Genomic DNA, 16,879 nt, shown 5'->3' with positions numbered 1-16,879 from the left:
GACGGGCCACTATGACGACCGTCGGTCCAAGACCGGCCTGCCCGGCGACCACTTGTCCGGCGACCGCCTCTCTGGCGACCGCCTTTCCGGGGACCGTCGTACCGAGGAGCGCCCGCCCGAGACCAGCCTCTCCGAGGACCGTCTGTCCGAGACCGGCCTCTCCGAGGACCGTCTGTCCGAGACCGGCCTCTCCGAGGGCCGTCTGTCCGAGGCAGGCCTGTCTGACGACCGTCTGTCCGAGACCGGCCTCTCCGAGGACCGTCTGTCCGAGACCGGCCTCTCCGAGGACCATCTGTCCGAAGCGGACTTGTCCGAGGACCGTCTGTCCGAGGCGGACTTGTCCGAGGCAGGCCTGTCCGGCGACCGTCTCCCCGAGGACCCCCTGGCCGACGACGGCCCCGACGACACCGCCGGTGGTGTGACCGCCGACGGACCGGCGCCCGAGGAGATGTACCCGGGCGGGCCGGAGGTCGAGGTCGAGCTGCGCCCGCAGCGGCGGCTGCGCATCTGGCAGCTCGCTCCCATCGTGGGCCTCGCCGCCGTCGGCTCCCTGATGTTCGCCTTCCCGCTCGCCTTCGACTTCGGCGACAGCGGCGCGGTGATCGCCATGCTCGGCCTGCTGATCTGCTCCTGCGCGGCGGGCTGGGGCATGATGGCCGCCCGCCGGGTGGGCTACACCTGGCCCGGCCTGCCCCCGCGCGGCTCCGGCCGCCGCCCCGACTGGCGGGTCGTGCTCGGGTACGTGCTCCTGGTGGTCGTGGTGGTCGTGCTCGCGGTGTGGCGCGTCGCGCGCCTGCGCTAGACACCACGGGGACGGGCATTGTCGTACCCACCCCTTACGATCGAGGAATGAGCACACGGATCGCCTTCCTCAAGGGTCACGGCACCGAGAACGATTTCGTGATCGTCCCGGACCCCGAGAACGCCCTCGACCTGTCCCCGGCCGCCGTCGCCGCCCTGTGCGACCGCCGGGCGGGCATCGGAGGCGACGGCGTGCTGCACGTCGTGCGGTCCGCGGCACACCCGGAAGCGCAGGAGATGGCCGCCGAGGCCGAGTGGTTCATGGACTACCGCAACGGCGACGGCTCGGTCGCCGAGATGTGCGGCAACGGCGTCCGTGTGTTCGCGCGCTACCTCCAGCACGCCGGACATGTGGCCGAAGGCGACCTGACGATCGCCACGCGCGCGGGCGTGAAGACCGTCCACATCGCGAAGGACGGTGACATCACCGTCGGCATGGGCCGCGCCCGCCTCCCCGAGGGAGACGTCACGGTCACCGTCGGTGAGCGCAGCTGGCCCGCGCGCAATGTGAACATGGGCAACCCGCACGCGGTGGCCTTCGTGGCCGACCTGGCGCACGCCGGCGACCTGTACACCGCGCCGCCGGTCAGCCCGTCGGCCACCTACCCGGACGGCGTGAACGTCGAGTTCGTGGCCGACCGCGGCCCCCGCCACGTCGCCATGCGCGTGCACGAGCGCGGCTCCGGCGAGACCCGCTCGTGCGGCACGGGCGCGTGCGCCGTCGCCGTGGCCACCGCCCGGCGGGACGGCACCGACCCGGCCGTCACCGGCACCCCGGCGACGTACGCCGTAGATGTGCCCGGCGGCCGTCTGGTCATCACCGAGCGGCCCGACGGCGAGATCGAGATGACCGGTCCCGCCGTGATCGTCGCCGAGGGTGAGATCGACGCCGAGTGGCTGGCTCACGCGTTCGGCTGACCCACGACCCTAAACCTCTTTTCCGTCGCTCGAATGGGTGATCCGTTTCACGCTCGGCGAGAGGCGGTCTGTCGCACGTGGTGGGCTCGGTAGCATCAAGCACCGGCACGGACGGGGGAACGTCGCCTTCCCTGAGCCGCGTATGCCATGGGGCCCCGTCCGCCGGTCCACGAGCCGGAGGTGCCCATGAGTGCGGAGGCCACGAATCCTGCGACCGCTGGCCCGGTAGCGCCCACAGCGCCACAAGCGCTCACAGCGTCCGTGGCGCCCGTGGCGGCGCGCAGAAAGTCCCGGCCCCGGATCGATCTGCGCCGACTGGGCCGGGCCGCGCTGCTCGGCTCCGCCGTCCGCGGCAAGCTGCCCGACGCGATCAGCCATGTCGTGGAGGCGCACCGGGCCCATCATCCCGACGCCGACCTCGAACCCCTGCGCCGCGCCTATGTGCTGGCGGAGTCCTCGCACCGCGGCCAGATGCGCAAGAGCGGTGAGCCGTACATCACGCACCCGCTCGCCGTGACCCTGATCCTCGCCGAACTCGGCGCGGAGACCACGACGTTGACGGCCTCTCTGCTGCACGACACCGTCGAGGACACCGAGGTGACGTTGGATCAGGTGCGGGAACAGTTCGGCGAGGAGGTTCGTTATCTGGTCGACGGCGTCACGAAACTGGAGAAGGTCGACTACGGAGCCGCCGCCGAGCCGGAGACCTTCCGCAAAATGCTCGTCGCCACCGGCAACGACGTGCGGGTGATGTCGATCAAACTCGCCGACCGCCTGCACAACATGCGCACCCTCGGCGTGATGCGCCCCGAGAAACAGGAGCGGATCGCCAAGGTCACCCGCGACGTCCTCATCCCGCTCGCCGAACGCCTCGGCGTGCAGGCCCTGAAGACCGAGCTGGAGGACCTGGTCTTCGCCATCCTCCACCCCGAGGAGTACGAGCACACCAGAGAACTCATCGCGGAGAACGCCGCCCGCCCCGGGGACCCCCTCGCCGAGGTCGCCGACGAGGTGCGCGGGGTGCTGCGCGAGTCCGGCATCCCGGCGGAAGTCCTCATCCGCCCCCGGCACTTCGTCTCCGTCCACCGCGTGGCCCGCAAACGCGGACAGCTGCGCGGCGCCGACTTCGGCCGCCTGCTGGTGCTGGTGAACGAGGACGCGGACTGTTACGGCGTCCTCGGCGAACTGCACACGTGCATGACACCGGTGGTCTCGGAGTTCAAGGACTTCATCGCCGTACCGAAGTTCAACCTCTACCAGTCCCTGCACACAGCCGTCGCCCGCCCCGACGGCCAGGTGGTCGAAGTCCTCATCCGCACCCACCAGATGCACAAGGTCGCCGAGGCAGGTGTCGTGGCCCTCGGCAACCCGTACGCACCCGCCGCCGACACGCCCGCGTCCGACACCGCCACGGCCGGCGTGACCGGCGCGTCGACGGGCAACGCTTCCACGGCCGACACCGCCGCCTCCGCCGCCCCGGCCGACGGTGAGCGCGTCGACCCCACCCGCCCCGGCTGGCTCTCCCGCCTCCTCGAATGGCAGCAGGCCGCCCCCGACCCCGACACCTTCTGGTCCACCCTGCGCGAGGACCTCGCCCAGGACCGCGAGATCACCGTCTTCCGCCCCGACGGCGGCGCGCTCGGCCTGCCCGAGGGCGCCACCTGTGTGGACGCCGCCTACGCGCAGTACGGCGAGGACGCGCACGCCTGCATCGGCGCCCGCGTCAACGGCCGGCTGGCCACCCTCAGCACGGTCCTGCGCGACGGCGACACGGTCCAGCTCCTGATGGGCCAGGACCCGGCCTCCGAGCCCTCCCGCGAGTGGCTGGAGCACGCGCACACCCCGGCCGCCCGCATCGCCATCCAGCGCTGGCTGGCGACCCACCCCGCCGGCGGCACCGACCCGGCCGAGCCGGGCGACACCCGAGCCGAGGCCGTCCGGGCCGCCGCCGGGCCGACCGAGGCGACCGCCGATCCCCGCACGGCTTCGGCACGGGAGGGGAGGGCTCTCTCGGCCGGCCCGCCCGTAGCAACCGGCACCGGCCCCGCGGCCACCACCGCCGGTTCCGCAGAACCATCCGCCGCCCGTCCCGCAGGCCCGTCCGCCACCCTCCCCGCAGACCCCTCCGCCCCTCGCCAACCAGGCTCATTCGCGCTCCGCCCCCCAGCCGCCCCGGACGCTTCACCGACGCGGCGCCCTGCCGACGGCGCCCCCGCCCTCCGCCCCCGGCGCGCCGACGTCCTCGTGGACCGGCCCGGTGCCGCAGTGCGGCTCGCCGGGTGCTGCACTCCCGTGCCGCCGGACGAGATCACCGGGTTCTCGGTGCGCGGGGGAGTGGTGACCGTGCACCGCGTGGAGTGCGCCACGGTGGCGCACATGAAGAGCAGGGGGCGCGCGGAGATCGGCGTGTGCTGGGGGGACACCGCCGAGTGCCGGGTCACCCTGGTCGCTGAATCGTTCGGCCGCCCGCATCTCCTCGCCGACCTCACCGAGGCGATCGCCGCGCAGGGCGCCGAGATCGTCTCCGCCACCGTCGAACCGCCCAGCCAGCAGCGGGTGCGCCACACCTACACCCTCCAGCTGCCCGACGCGGCCCACCTCCCGGCGCTGATGCGCGCCATGCGGGACGTACCGGGGGTGTACGACGTGAGCAGGGCGCAGCACCAGCCACGGGCGTCCTGACGACGGCGTCCGAGGCGACCTGACGACGGCCCGAGGCGTCCTGGCCACGGCGCCCGAGGCGACCTGACGACGGCTCCCCAGGGGCACCCTGACTACGGCGTCCACGGGCGTCCTGACGACGGCGTCCGGCTTACCCGTTCGGGTGGGCCGGTCGCGCGTCGCCGTCGTGGAGCGGGCAGCCACTGGTAGCGGTGGTCCATGCTGCTCACCCCCCGCTCCCGGCCCCGGACCGCCGGCCCCCGGACCACGCCCAAGGTGTCCCGGCACCGGAAGGCGGCCCTGCTCGCCTCCGCCGTCTCCGTCTGCCTCGTCGCCGCGGCGGCGCCGCCCGAACCGCTCGGCGTCGGCGACCGGCTCTTCCCGTACCTGGGCAACCCGGGCTACGACGTCGCCTCGTACGACCTGTCCCTCACCTACCCCGGCACCAACGACAAGCCGCTCCAGGCCGTCACCACCATCGACGCCTGGACCACCGCCGACCTGGAGCGCCTCAACCTCGACTTCGCCCACGGCACCGTGCGGTCGGTCGAGATCGACGGACGTCCGGCGGACTTCACCAGCGCAGGCGAGGACCTGGTCGTCACCCCGGAGCAGCCCCTGGACGAGGGCAGCTGGACCCGGATCACCGTGCGCCACACCAGCGACCCCGTGTACGGCAAGGACCAGCAGGGCGGCTGGGTGCGTACCACCGACGGCCTCGCCATGGCGAACCAGGCCGACGCCGCCCACCTGGCGTTCCCGTGCAACGACCACCCGTCCGACAAGGCGATGTTCACCTTCCGGATCACCGCGCCGAACGACTACACGGCTGTCGCCAACGGCCTGCCCGCCGGCACCGACCGGGTCGGCTCCACCACCACCTGGACCTACCGCACCCAGCACCCCATGGCCACCGAACTCGCCCAGGTGTCCATCGGCCGCTCGGCCGTGCTGCGCCGCGAGGGACCGCACGGACTGCCCCTGCGTGACGTCGTACCCGCGGACGACCGCAAGGCCCTCGAACCGTGGCTCGCGAAGACGCCCGACCAGATCGCCTGGATGGAGAGCAAGGTCGGCCGGTACCCGTTCGAGACCTACGGCCTGCTCATGGCACAGGCCTCCACGGGCTTCGAACTGGAGACACAGACCCTCTCGCTCTTCGAGAAGGACCTGTTCACCGAGCCCGCCTACCCCCAGTGGTACATCGAGTCGATCATGGTGCACGAGCTGTCCCACCAGTGGTTCGGGGACAGCGTCACCCCCCGCAGCTGGTCCGACGTCTGGCTGAACGAGGGCCACGCCACCTGGTACGAGGCGCTGTACGCCGAGGAGACGGCGCAGCGGCCGATGGAGGAGCGGATGAAGGCCGCCTACGGCGCCTCCGACCGCTGGCGCGAGGCCGGCGGCCCGCCCGCCCGGCCCGAGCCGCCCGTCCCCGGCCAGAAGATCAGCATTTTCCGGCCCGGCATCTACGACGGCGCCGCCCTCGTGCTCTACGCCCTGCGGCAGGAGATCGGCCGGCCGGCCTTCGAGCGGCTGGAGCGGATCTGGGTCCGGGAACACCAGGACGCCACCGCCACCACCGCCGACTTCGTCCGGCTGGCCTCGGCCATCGCCGGCCGCGACCTGAGCGGCTTCTTCAAGGCCTGGCTGTACGGCGAGAAGACCCCGCCGATGCCCGGCCACCCGGACTGGAAGCCGGCGGCATCGGCCCAGCCCGCCCCACCCCGCGCCCGGCGATGACCCGGTGACACCTGGCGATAACCCGGTGACGAGACGTGCCGTACCGTGCGACCATCTAGGGGTGGACGCGCACGGGACACGGGAATCTCCCGGGGTACTCGTGCGTTGGACATCATGAGCGGTGCGGGCGACCGCCCGCCGTGCCGAGGCCGTGACGCCGACGGCGTGACGGCACTCGCATCGACGAATCTCATCGACGTAAGGATCCAATGACCTCCTCTTCTTCCCCTTCCCAGGACACCAAGCGCCTCGCGCACGCCTATCCCGAGGGTCTTCGGGCCGATGCCCTGATGGAAGAGGACGTCGCCTGGAGCTACGAGATCGACGGCGAGCGGGACGGCGACCAGTTCGACCGCTCCGAGCGCGCGGCCCTGCGCCGCGTGGTGGGCCTGTCCACCGAGCTGGAGGACGTCACCGAGGTCGAGTACCGCCAGCTCCGCCTGGAGCGGGTCGTGCTCGTCGGCGTGTGGACCACCGGCACCGCGCAGGACGCCGACAACTCCCTCGCGGAGCTGGCCGCCCTCGCGGAGACCGCGGGCGCGGTCGTGCTCGACGGCGTGATCCAGCGCCGCGACAAGCCCGACGCGGCCACCTACATCGGCTCCGGCAAGGCCGTCGAGCTGCGCGACATCGTCATCGAGACGGGCGCGGACACCGTCATCTGCGACGGTGAGCTGAGCCCGGGCCAGCTGATCCAGCTGGAGGACGTCGTCAAGGTCAAGGTCATCGACCGTACGGCCCTGATCCTGGACATCTTCGCCCAGCACGCCAAGTCCCGAGAGGGCAAGGCGCAGGTCGCGCTCGCGCAGATGCAGTACATGCTGCCGCGGCTGCGCGGCTGGGGTCAGTCGCTGTCCCGGCAGATGGGTGGCGGTCGCGGCGGCCTCGCCACGCGTGGCCCCGGTGAGACCAAGATCGAGACGGACCGGCGCCGGATCCGCGAGAAGATGGCCAAGATGCGCCGGGAGATCGCGGAGATGAAGACCGGCCGCGAGATCAAGCGCCAGGAGCGCCGGCGCAACAAGGTGCCGTCCGTCGCCATCGCCGGCTACACCAACGCCGGCAAGTCCTCCCTGCTCAACCGCCTCACGGGCGCCGGCGTCCTGGTCGAGAACGCGCTGTTCGCGACCCTGGACCCGACCGTCCGCCGGGCGGAGACCCCGAGCGGCCGGCTGTACACGCTGACGGACACCGTCGGCTTCGTCCGGCACCTGCCGCACCACCTGGTCGAGGCGTTCCGCTCCACCATGGAGGAGGTCGGCGACTCCGACCTGATCCTGCACGTGGTGGACGGCTCCCACCCGAACCCGGAGGAGCAGCTCGCCGCCGTACGCGAGGTGATCCGGGACGTCGGCGCCACCGACGTGCCCGAGATCGTCGTGATCAACAAGGCGGACGCGGCCGACCCGCTGGTCCTCCAGCGGTTGCTGCGGGTCGAGAAGCGCTCGATCGCCGTGTCGGCACGCACCGGGCGGGGCATCGAGGAGCTGCTCGGCCTGATCGACAACGAGCTGCCCCGTCCCTCGGTCGAGATCGAGGCGCTCGTGCCGTACACCCACGGCAAGCTGGTCGCCCGCGCCCACACCGAGGGCGAGGTGATCTCCGAGGAGCACACCGCGGAGGGCACCCTGCTCAAGGTCCGGGTGCACGAGGAGCTGGCGGCGGACCTCGCGCCGTACGTACCGGTTTCCGCGGCCTGAGCCACTCCGTCACGAGGGCCCGCCACCCCGCTCGGGTGACGGGCCCTCGTCATGCCCACCGCCAGGTCACCGCCCGGCGAACTGCTTGCTCACCGACTCGTAGAGGCTCTTGGCCACCTCACCCAGCCGGGGACCGGCCAGCCAGCCGGAACGCACCGGGCCGATGGACGTGTTCGACACCAGCGCGGGCTTGCCGTCCGCGCCCGTCTCCACCCAGCCGCCGCCGGAGGAACCACCGGTCATCGTGCAGCCGATCCGGTACATCGTCGGGTCGGACTGCTCGATGGAGAGCCGGCCCGGTTTGTCCTGGCACTGGTACAGCAGCTGACCGTCGTACGGCGCCGCTGCCGGGTAGCCGGACGCCGTGATGCTCTTCACCTGCGGCACGGCCGGCGCGTCGAAGTTCACCGGCAGCGCCCCGCCGACGGTCTCCTCCAGCGACTTGCCGCCGCTGCCCTGCTCCGGCGTCACATGGATGACGGCGAAGTCGTACGACGCGCCGTCGCCGCCCGTCTCGCCCCCCTTGCTGATCCACTGCTGCGAGGTCTTCGCCGCGTCGGCCCACCACACCCCGTACGGCGCGATCTCGGACCGGCTGGCGTTCTCCAGCTCGGCCGCCGACTTGCCCTGGTCGTTGTACGACGGCACGAAGGCGATGTTGCGGTACCAGCCGCCCTTCTTGCCGGCGTGCACACAGTGACCCGCCGTCCAGACGAGGTTGGACTTGCCCGGGTGCGCCGGGTCCGTCACCACCGTCGCCGAGCAGACCATGGTGCCCTCGGGAGCGTCGAAGAGCAGCTTGCCCGAGGTGGCCGCAGCGGCGTGGTACGGCGGTGTGACCGCCCGCGCCTGCACCGGCTGCGGCGTCGGGTCCGTCACGCCCTGGTCACCGGAGATGTCGTTGTCGTCGACACCCTGGTCCGGGTCGTCGGCGTCCCGCATCCGGTCCGGGTCCCACAGGCCCTTGATGACCGGGTTGATGAAGTCGTTGGCCTCGCGCAGCCAGTCGTCCCGGTTCCAGTTCTTCCAGGCGCCGTTCTTCCACTTGTCGATGTCGATCCCGTGCTCCTTGAGCCTCTGCTTCAGGTCACCCGGGATCGTGATCTTTCCGTCGCCGGTGCTCACCGCGGACGGCTTGCCGTCGGCATTGTCGTCACCGTCGCCGTTGCAGGCGGTGGCGGTCAGCGCCAGCACCGACACGAGGGCGACCGCCGTCAGCGAGGTGGGGGTGCGGCGACCACCCCTTGCTCGCCGAGCGGTGAACGACGGCCGTATGGATCGCATGTTCTTGACTCCCCCTGCTGTGAAAGGAACTCGGCGCTTCGGCCCCGACACCGGCGGCGAACTCATGGAAGGTTCATGCCGGTCTCACGACCTTCTGGGAACGGCATCACACACTATGCCGTCGCTGTGGGGGAGTTCTGCCGGGAGGGCAACGGTTCCGTCACAGGGTGCCTGAACAGGGCACGAGCGTTGGCCGGTCCGAGGCCAGCCTTCTTGGGCGCCGGTGATCCGTGTCGGTTGATGCTCCGTCACCCACCGCTGTACGGGGGCGGGGCGCCGGGACGCGCTGTTCGGTGCGGGCCGGGGCTCGTCCCCGCGCTGTTCGGTGAGGGCCGGGGGCTTGTCCCCGCGCCGTCCGGCCAAGGATCTCCAGGTGAGCCCGTAACCGCCCGAACGGTCCGCTGTTGTAGCCGGTGGGGCCTGCTGCCAGTGTCCGGTCCCCGAGGATCAACTCGCCTTTGAGCAGCGGGGAGGACAGCGCGCCGTGGCCGTTACGGAGTCGATGGCTGGAGGCACGTCCGGGGAAGCGCGGGCCGTGCACGAGGGAATCCTCAGACGCCAGTCGGCGCGGGAGTCCTCGGCACGTACCTATGCCCGCGCCCTGCCCATCGTGCCCGTCCGGGCGCGAGGACTCACCATCGAAGGCGCCGACGGCCGCCGTTACCTGGACTGCCTCTCCGGTGCCGGTACTCTCGCCCTCGGCCACAACCACCCGGTCGTGCTGGAAGCCATCCGCCGGGTCCTCGACTCCGGCGCCCCCCTCTCCGTCCTCGACCTCGCGACCCCCGTCAAGGACGCCTTCGTCACCGAGCTGTTCCGCACACTTCCGTCCGGCCTGGCCGACCGCGCCCGCGTCCAGTTCTGCGGACCGGCCGGCACCGACGCGGTCGAGGCCGCCCTCAAACTGGTGAGGACCGCGACCGGCCGCACCGGCATCCTCGCCTTCACCGGCGCCTACCACGGCATGACCGCCGGCGCCCTGGCCGCCTCCGGCAGTGCCCGCGACGTCCAGGTCGCCCGCCTGCCCTACCCGCAGGACTACCGCTGCCCCTTCGGCGTCGGCGGCCCGTACGGCGCCGAACTCGCCGCCCGCTGGACCGAGTCCCTCCTCGACGACCCCAAATCCGGCGTACCACTGCCGGCCGGGATGATCCTCGAACCCGTGCAGGGCGAAGGCGGAGTGATCCCCGCGCCGGACGACTGGCTGCGCCGCATGCGCCGGCTCACGACGGACCGGTCCATCCCGTTGATCGCCGACGAGATCCAGACTGGAGTCGGCCGCACGGGCGCCTTCTGGGCCGTAGACCACAGCGGCGTCACCCCCGACGTCATGGTCCTGTCCAAGGCCATCGGCGGCAGCCTTCCGCTGGCCGTGATCGTCTACCGCGAAGACCTCGACGTCTGGCAACCCGGCGCCCACGCCGGCACCTTCCGCGGCAACCAGCTCGCCATGGCCGCGGGCACCGCCACCCTCGCCTACGTCCGCGAGAACGCCCTCGCCGAACGCGCCGCCGCCCTGGGCTCCCGCATGCTCGGCCAACTCGCCGAACTCAAGCACGAGTTCCGTTGCGTGGGAGACGTCCGAGGGCGCGGACTGATGATCGGGGTGGAGCTGGTTGACCCGGACGCCGACCACGCCGCTTCTCGCCAGGCAGCCCTTGCCGGTGACGTCGGTGACGTCGGTGGCATGGGTGACCTCGCTGAGGTTGGTGAGGTCGGTGACTTGGGTGACGCCGGTGGCACCAGTGGCGCGGCGGCCTGGCCGGAGCCCACCCGCACGCCGTTCCCGGCCGCCCCCGAACTCGCCGCCGCAGTGCAGCGGGAGTGCCTTCAGCGCGGACTGATCGTCGAACTCGGCGGCCGGCACGCGTCCGTGGTCCGGCTGCTCCCGCCCCTCACGATCAGCGACGAACAGGCGACGGCCGTACTCGACCGACTGACCGACGCGGTGGCAGCGGCCGCCCGCCACCACGAGTCCCACCGCCCACACCAGCAATGCCACCCCGGCTCGGCCCAGCACGCGGGCTGAACACCACCCGCGCCCTACCCGGCCCGCGACACCAGCCTCTGAGCGAGCACCGCCTTCCATCCCCACTCCGCCCCCCTTTCCGGGCATCCAGGCCGACGTCGACCGCCGGCGACAACTTCACAGCCACCCCGCGCCACCACCCGCCGACCACGAAGGAACGGCGCCCGAGCGGACGACGGAACGAGCCCCCACCACCTCACTCCAGCCCCAGAGGAGCCGTCATGAACGCCACCCCCGCCCCCGACGACCAGGTAGGCTCCGGCGCCCCGTCCTCTGCCGCACCGCTCACGGAATCGGTCCCGCGGCAGAAGAAGCGGGAGACGGATCCCCGCCGGCGCGCAGCCCCCCGCGCCGACCCGCTGGAGAACCCCGATCCCCGCGCCGCGGCCCAGGCCGCCGCCGTCGAGAACCTTCTGCGGTGCTGGGTCCGCGAGACCGGCCTCGCCGCTCCCACGACCGGCAGCCTCCGTATCCCGCTGCCCGCCAGCGGCACCGCCCTGATCGCACCGGTCCACCACTGGTCCCCGACGGGCTGGCACCGCTTCGGCCTCCCGCGCCTCGCCGACGCGCCCGACACGGCACCACCCATCGACGCCGTCACCCTCGCGGCCCTCCTCACCAGGGAATCCGCCACCGAGCCGGCCGACACCACCGCCCCCTCGGCGCGCATCTCCGCAGCATCCGACGACGGCACCGGCCTCGACGGCGGCGGCTCGCGTGCGGGCACCGACCCCCGTGCGGGCACCGGCGTCGGTAATCCGGGCGACGCCGCCGACCTCGTAGCCAGAGTCGCCGACTCCGTCCGCCGTACCGCGGCCTTCATCCAGCACCGGCGCGCACACCCCGCCGACACCCCCGACCTTTTCCTCAGCGCCGAACAGGCCCTCGTCCTCGGACACCCGCTGCATCCGACCCCGAAGAGCCGGGAAGGCCTGACCGAAGCCGAAGCCGAGCGGTACTCACCGGAGTCGCGCGGCTCCTTCCCTGTGTACTGGCTGGCCGTCGCCCCCTCTCTTCTCGCGACCGACTCGGCCTGGACCGAGCGTGGCCGTCCCGTTCCCGCAGGGCACCTCATCCGCCGCCTCGCCGGAACCGGACTGCCGCTGCCCGACGGTTACACCGCCCTGCCACTGCACCCCTGGCAGGCCCGCGAGGTCCGGCACCGTGCACCCGTCGCCGCGCTGCTCGAATCCGGACTCCTCCGCGACCTCGGTCCCCATGGCACTCCCTGGCATCCCACCTCCTCCGTACGCACCGTGCACCGATCAGGCGCTCCCGCGATGCTCAAGCTCTCGCTGGCCCTGCGCATCACCAACTCCCGCCGCGAGAACCTCCGCAAGGAACTCCATCGCGGAGTAGAGGTGCACCGGCTGCTGCGCACCGGTCTCGCCCGCCATTGGCAGACGGCGCACCCCGGCTTCGACATCGTCCGCGACCCGGCCTGGCTCGCCGTCGACGACCCGGACGGCCGGCCCGTGCCGGGACTCGACGTGGTGATCCGGCACAACCCGTTCACCCCGGCCGACGACGTCGGCTGCGTCGCCGGACTCGTCGCCCCTCGCCCACTCGCCGAGCCACCCGTCGGACTCGCCGCCCCACGCCCGCTCCCGGAGCCGCCCGCCACCACCGCTGCGCACCAGTCCAGTTGGCCGATGCGGTCCCGCCTGGCCCAACTCGTCGCACGCCTCGCCGCACGCACCGGCCGGCCCGTCGGCACCGTCGCCGTCGAGTGGTTCCTGCGCTACCTGGAGCGGGTCGTCCGGCCGGTCCTCTGGCTGGACAGCGAGGCCGGCATCGCCCTCGAAGCCCACCAGCAGAACACGCTGGTCCTGCTGGACGGCGACGGCTGGCCCGCCGGCGGCCGTTACCGCGACAACCAGGGGTACTACTTCCGCGAGTCCCGGCGAGCCGAACTGGCCTCCCGGCTGCCCGGCATCGGCGAGCGCAGCGACACCTTCGTCTCCGATGAGGTCACCGACGAACGCTTCGCCTACTACCTCGCGGTCAACAACGTGCTCGGCCTGATCGGTGCCTTCGGCTCCCAGCGCCTGGCCGACGAGCGGCTGCTGCTCGCGGCCTTCCGCCGTTTCCTCACCGGCCTCGTCTCGGGGCCCGCCCCGCTGCGCACCTCCCTGCCCGGCCGCCTGCTCGACTCGCCCGTCCTGCGCTGCAAGGCCAACCTGCTGACCCGGCTGCGCGGTCTGGACGAACTCGTCGGCCCGGTCGACACCCAGTCCGTCTACGTCACCATCGCCAACCCCCTTCATTCCTGAGGAAGTACCTCTGCGCACCACCTGAGCGGACCGCACCCACGGCGAGCCGCACACCGTCTCCCGCACATCCGAGGAACATGACCCACCTCGTCTCCTGAGAGGAGCGCACCGTGCCTCCCACCGACGCGAGCGCCGAAACCGGCCCCGTCCCCGCCCACCCGGACAGCGCCGGCCCCCGAGCGGGCATTGCGGGGCCCCGGAACTCTCCATTCGGCCGGTTCACCGTCGAGGACGACGACCCGGACAGCGAGGACACACTGGACCTGTGCCTGCCCGCCGAGTTCATCGCCCTCCGCACCGGGGCGACCACCGGCCTCCTCGGCCGACTCGCCACGTGGGGCCCGGTCGCGACCCCCGTCGGCTCCTTCCATCTGATGCCCGTACGCCTCGATCAGGACGTGCCACTCGTCCACCGCTGGATGAACGACCCCGCCGTCGCCGAGTTCTGGGACCTCGCCGGGCCCCGGAACCGGACCCAGGACCACCTGCGGGCGCAACTGAGCGGCGACGGGCGCAGCGTGCCGTGTCTCGGCGTACTCGACGGCACCCCGATGAGCTACTGGGAGATCTACCGCGCGGACCTCGATCCCCTGGCCCGTCACTACCCGGTCCGTCCGCACGACACCGGGATCCACCTGCTCGTCGGTGACGCCGCCGACCGGGGCCTAGGGCTGGGATCCGCCCTGCTCCGAGCCGTGGCCGACCTGATCCTCGACCGGCGTCCCATGTGCGCACGTATCGTGGCGGAACCCGATCTTCGCAACACCCCCTCCATCGCCGCGTTCCTGAGCGCAGGCTTCCGGTTCGCGGCGGAGGTCGACCTGCCCGGCAAGCGGGCCGCCCTCATGATCCGGGACCGAGTCCTGCGCGATGTGTTGTAGCGCCGCGTGATCGTGCGCTCACAAGGAGATACGAGTGGCGGATTCGCGGAGTTCCCGAGTCGAGGAAAAAAGTTCGCGGGCGACCGCGCCGCCCATACGCCCGGTGTGCCGCCGTCCATCCCCCGGGGCCGCCGCGCGACCCATCCGCCCGGGCCGCCGCGCGACCCATCCGCCTGGGCCGCTGCGGCCTCAACTCGCGGATCTCCGCCGCCCCAACTCCCAGATCACTGCGGCCCCAACTCGCGGATCTCCGCCGCCCCCAACTCCCGGATCGCTGCGACCCCAACTCCCGGATCGCCGCGACCCGAACGCCCGGCCCGGCGCAGCCTGGCGCCACACCACCAGCCCCACCTGCCCCAGTCCCGACGCAGCAACCCGAACCCCAGCCCCACCCCACCCTGGAGCCCCGCTAGTGATCCCTCCCCCTGCCCCCGCCACGACCCCCCGTTTGTCAGTGCAGGGTCGTAGGGTGGTCAGGCTATGACGAAGCCCTCCCTCCCCGAACTCCTGCATGCCGCTGTCGCCGCCGTCGGCGGTACGGAGCGCCCCGGCCAGGTGACCATGGCCGAAGCGGTCGCCGAGGCGATCGACGACGGAGCCCACCTGCTCGTCCAGGCCGGCACCGGCACCGGAAAGTCGCTCGGCTATCTCGTGCCCGCGCTCGCGCACGGAGAACGGGTGGTCGTCGCGACGGCCACGCTCGCCCTCCAGCGCCAGCTCGTCGAGCGGGACCTGCCGCGCACGGTCGACGCCCTGCACCCGCTGCTGCGCCACCGCCCGGAGTTCGCGATGCTCAAGGGCCGGTCGAACTACCTGTGCCTGCACCGCCTGCACGAGGGCATGCCGCAGGACGAGGAAGAAGGGCTCTTCGACCAGTTCGAGGCCGCCGCGCCCACCAGCAAGCTGGGCCAGGACCTGCTGAGGCTGCGGGACTGGGCGGACGAGACGGAGAGCGGCGACCGGGACGATCTCACCCCGGGCGTCTCGGACCGCGCCTGGGCTCAGATCTCGGTGTCCTCGCGGGAGTGCCTGGGCGCGTCGAAGTGCGCGTACGGCGCGGAGTGCTTCGCGGAGATGGCCCGTGAGCGGGCCAAGCTCGCCGAGGTCGTGGTCACCAACCACGCACTGCTGGCCATCGACGCCATCGAGGGCGCCCCGGTGCTGCCCCAGCACGAGGTGTTGATCGTGGACGAGGCCCATGAACTGGTCTCCCGCGTCACCGGCGTCGCCACCGGCGAACTCACGCCCGGCCAGGTCAACCGCGCGGTGCGCCGTGCGGCCAAGCTGGTCAACGAGAAGGCCGCTGATCAGCTCCAGACCGCCGCCGAGGGCTTCGAGAGGCTCATGGAACTCGCGCTGCCGGGCCGCCTGGAGGAGATCCCGGAAGACCTCGGCTATGCCCTGATGGCGCTGCGGGACGCCGCCCGCACGGTGATCTCCGCGATCGGCGCGACGCGCGACAAGTCCGTCCAGGACGAGGACGCGGTCCGCAAGCAGGCGCTGGCCTCGGTAGAGACGGTGCACGACGTGGCGGAGCGGGTCGTGAACGGCTCGGAGTGGGACGTCGTCTGGTACGAGCGGCACGACCGCTTCGGCGCGTCGCTTCGGGTAGCCCCGATGTCGGTCTCCGGTCTGCTGCGGGAGAAGCTGTTCGCCGACCGGACCGTGGTCCTCACCTCGGCGACGCTCAAGCTGGGCGGCGACTTCAACGGTGTCGGCGCCTCCCTGGGGCTCGGGCCGGAGGGGGCGGAGGGCGAGGACCTGCCGAAGTGGAAGGGCGTCGACGTCGGCTCGCCCTTCGACTACCGCAGGCAGGGCATCCTGTACGTCGCCAAGCACCTGGCACGCCCCGCGCGTGACGGCGAGCGCTCCGACATGCTGGACGAGCTGACCGAGCTGATCCAGGCGGCCGGCGGGCGCACCCTCGGCCTGTTCTCGTCCATGCGGGCCGCCCAGCTCGCCGCGGAGGAGCTGCGTTCCCGGATCCCCGAGTTCCCGATCCTGCTCCAGGGCGAGGAGACGCTCGGCGAACTGATCAAGAACTTCGCGGCCGACCCGAAGACCTGTCTCTTCGGCACGCTGTCGCTGTGGCAGGGCGTCGACGTCCCGGGCCCCAGCTGCCAGCTGGTCGTCATGGACAAGATCCCGTTCCCGCGGCCCGACGACCCGCTGATGAGCGCGCGCCAGAAGGCGGTGGAGGACGCGGGCGGCAACGGCTTCATGGCGGTGGCCGCCACCCACGCGGCCCTGCTCATGGCGCAGGGCGCCGGCCGTCTCGTCCGGGCGTCCGGCGATCGGGGCGTGGTCGCCGTACTGGACCAGCGGCTGGCCACCGCGCGCTACGGCGGTTATCTCAAGGCGTCACTGCCGGACTTCTGGTACACCACGGACCGTAACCAGGTCCGCAAGTCGCTCGCGGCGATCGACGCGGCGGCGAAGCAGGCGGAGGCGCAGCCGGCGACGGCCGAGTGATCGCGGGGGGGGGGGGGGGGGGGGGGGGGGGGGCACCCCCACGAAGAAAGGACCCCACAAAAAACCCCCCCCACCGCTTCTCCCCCGCAAGAAAACACGCAACGGCACCAGAAGAGA

General features: G+C 72.1%; 10 protein-coding genes. 9 read left to right on the top strand and 1 reads right to left on the bottom strand.

The window, feature by feature from the left end; all coding sequences use genetic code 11:
- The first annotated feature begins 337 nt into the window (after positions 1 to 337).
- The 5 genes from ACZ4WH_RS38745 to hflX all read left to right on the top strand — a co-directional run bounded on the left by ACZ4WH_RS38745 (position 338) and on the right by hflX (position 7,823).
- On the top strand, positions 338 to 802 hold the full coding sequence (locus tag ACZ4WH_RS38745; RefSeq protein ID WP_468189865.1) for a hypothetical protein: 465 nt from the start codon (positions 338 to 340) through the stop codon (positions 800 to 802).
- A 47-nt stretch (positions 803 to 849) separates the two neighbouring features.
- On the top strand, positions 850 to 1,719 hold the full coding sequence (gene dapF / locus ACZ4WH_RS38740; protein ID WP_468189837.1) for a diaminopimelate epimerase: 870 nt from the start codon (positions 850 to 852) through the stop codon (positions 1,717 to 1,719).
- Between the two features lie 186 nt (positions 1,720 to 1,905).
- Positions 1,906 to 4,401 carry a RelA/SpoT family protein gene (locus ACZ4WH_RS38735; protein WP_468189835.1) on the top strand — a complete coding sequence of 832 codons (2,496 nt, stop codon included), beginning with the start codon at positions 1,906 to 1,908 and terminating at the stop codon, positions 4,399 to 4,401.
- 198 nt (positions 4,402 to 4,599) lie between these two features.
- Positions 4,600 to 6,123, top strand: coding sequence for a M1 family metallopeptidase (locus tag ACZ4WH_RS38730; RefSeq protein WP_468189833.1), 1,524 nt, complete (start codon positions 4,600 to 4,602; stop codon positions 6,121 to 6,123).
- Between the two features lie 209 nt (positions 6,124 to 6,332).
- Positions 6,333 to 7,823: a GTPase HflX gene (gene hflX / locus ACZ4WH_RS38725; RefSeq protein ID WP_468189831.1), complete on the top strand. Its 1,491-nt coding sequence runs from the start codon at positions 6,333 to 6,335 to the stop codon at positions 7,821 to 7,823.
- Between the two features lie 66 nt (positions 7,824 to 7,889).
- Here hflX and ACZ4WH_RS38720 read toward each other — a convergent pair whose 3' ends face one another.
- On the bottom strand, positions 7,890 to 9,107 hold the full coding sequence (locus tag ACZ4WH_RS38720; RefSeq protein ID WP_468189829.1) for a trypsin-like serine peptidase: 1,218 nt from the start codon (positions 9,105 to 9,107) through the stop codon (positions 7,890 to 7,892).
- A 502-nt stretch (positions 9,108 to 9,609) separates the two neighbouring features.
- Between ACZ4WH_RS38720 and ACZ4WH_RS38715 the strand changes: the two genes are divergently transcribed.
- From ACZ4WH_RS38715 to ACZ4WH_RS38700, 4 genes are all read left to right on the top strand, one after another.
- Positions 9,610 to 11,136 carry a diaminobutyrate--2-oxoglutarate transaminase family protein gene (locus ACZ4WH_RS38715; protein ID WP_468189827.1) on the top strand — a complete coding sequence of 509 codons (1,527 nt, stop codon included), beginning with the start codon at positions 9,610 to 9,612 and terminating at the stop codon, positions 11,134 to 11,136.
- A gap of 221 nt (positions 11,137 to 11,357) precedes the next feature.
- A complete protein-coding gene (locus ACZ4WH_RS38710; RefSeq protein WP_468189825.1) occupies positions 11,358 to 13,409 on the top strand; it encodes an IucA/IucC family protein in 2,052 nt (683 codons plus the stop codon).
- 110 nt (positions 13,410 to 13,519) lie between these two features.
- On the top strand, positions 13,520 to 14,290 hold the full coding sequence (locus ACZ4WH_RS38705) for a GNAT family N-acetyltransferase (RefSeq protein WP_468189823.1): 771 nt from the start codon (positions 13,520 to 13,522) through the stop codon (positions 14,288 to 14,290).
- A 480-nt stretch (positions 14,291 to 14,770) separates the two neighbouring features.
- Positions 14,771 to 16,762 (top strand): ATP-dependent DNA helicase, encoded by a 1,992-nt coding sequence (locus ACZ4WH_RS38700; RefSeq protein ID WP_468189821.1) that lies wholly within the window; start codon positions 14,771 to 14,773, stop codon positions 16,760 to 16,762.
- The last annotated feature ends 117 nt before the right edge of the window (positions 16,763 to 16,879 follow it).

The sequence above is a fragment of the Streptomyces sp. NPDC029138 genome, from assembly GCF_055564375.1.
The sequence above is the reverse complement of the archived record's forward strand: the minus strand, read 5'-3'. Positions and strand labels throughout refer to the sequence as shown.

What these genes read in the sequence shown, in the direction of transcription:
- dapF (WP_468189837.1), top strand. Translation starts at nt 850, where the DNA reads ATGAGCACACGGATCGCCTTCCTCAAGGGTCACGGCACCGAGAACGAT.
- ACZ4WH_RS38735 (WP_468189835.1), top strand. Translation starts at nt 1,906, where the DNA reads ATGAGTGCGGAGGCCACGAATCCTGCGACCGCTGGCCCGGTAGCGCCC.
- ACZ4WH_RS38730 (WP_468189833.1), top strand. Translation starts at nt 4,600, where the DNA reads ATGCTGCTCACCCCCCGCTCCCGGCCCCGGACCGCCGGCCCCCGGACC.
- hflX (WP_468189831.1), top strand. Translation starts at nt 6,333, where the DNA reads ATGACCTCCTCTTCTTCCCCTTCCCAGGACACCAAGCGCCTCGCGCAC.
- ACZ4WH_RS38720 (WP_468189829.1), bottom strand. Translation starts at nt 9,107, where the DNA reads ATGCGATCCATACGGCCGTCGTTCACCGCTCGGCGAGCAAGGGGTGGT.
- ACZ4WH_RS38715 (WP_468189827.1), top strand. Translation starts at nt 9,610, where the DNA reads ATGGCTGGAGGCACGTCCGGGGAAGCGCGGGCCGTGCACGAGGGAATC.
- ACZ4WH_RS38710 (WP_468189825.1), top strand. Translation starts at nt 11,358, where the DNA reads ATGAACGCCACCCCCGCCCCCGACGACCAGGTAGGCTCCGGCGCCCCG.
- ACZ4WH_RS38700 (WP_468189821.1), top strand. Translation starts at nt 14,771, where the DNA reads ATGACGAAGCCCTCCCTCCCCGAACTCCTGCATGCCGCTGTCGCCGCC.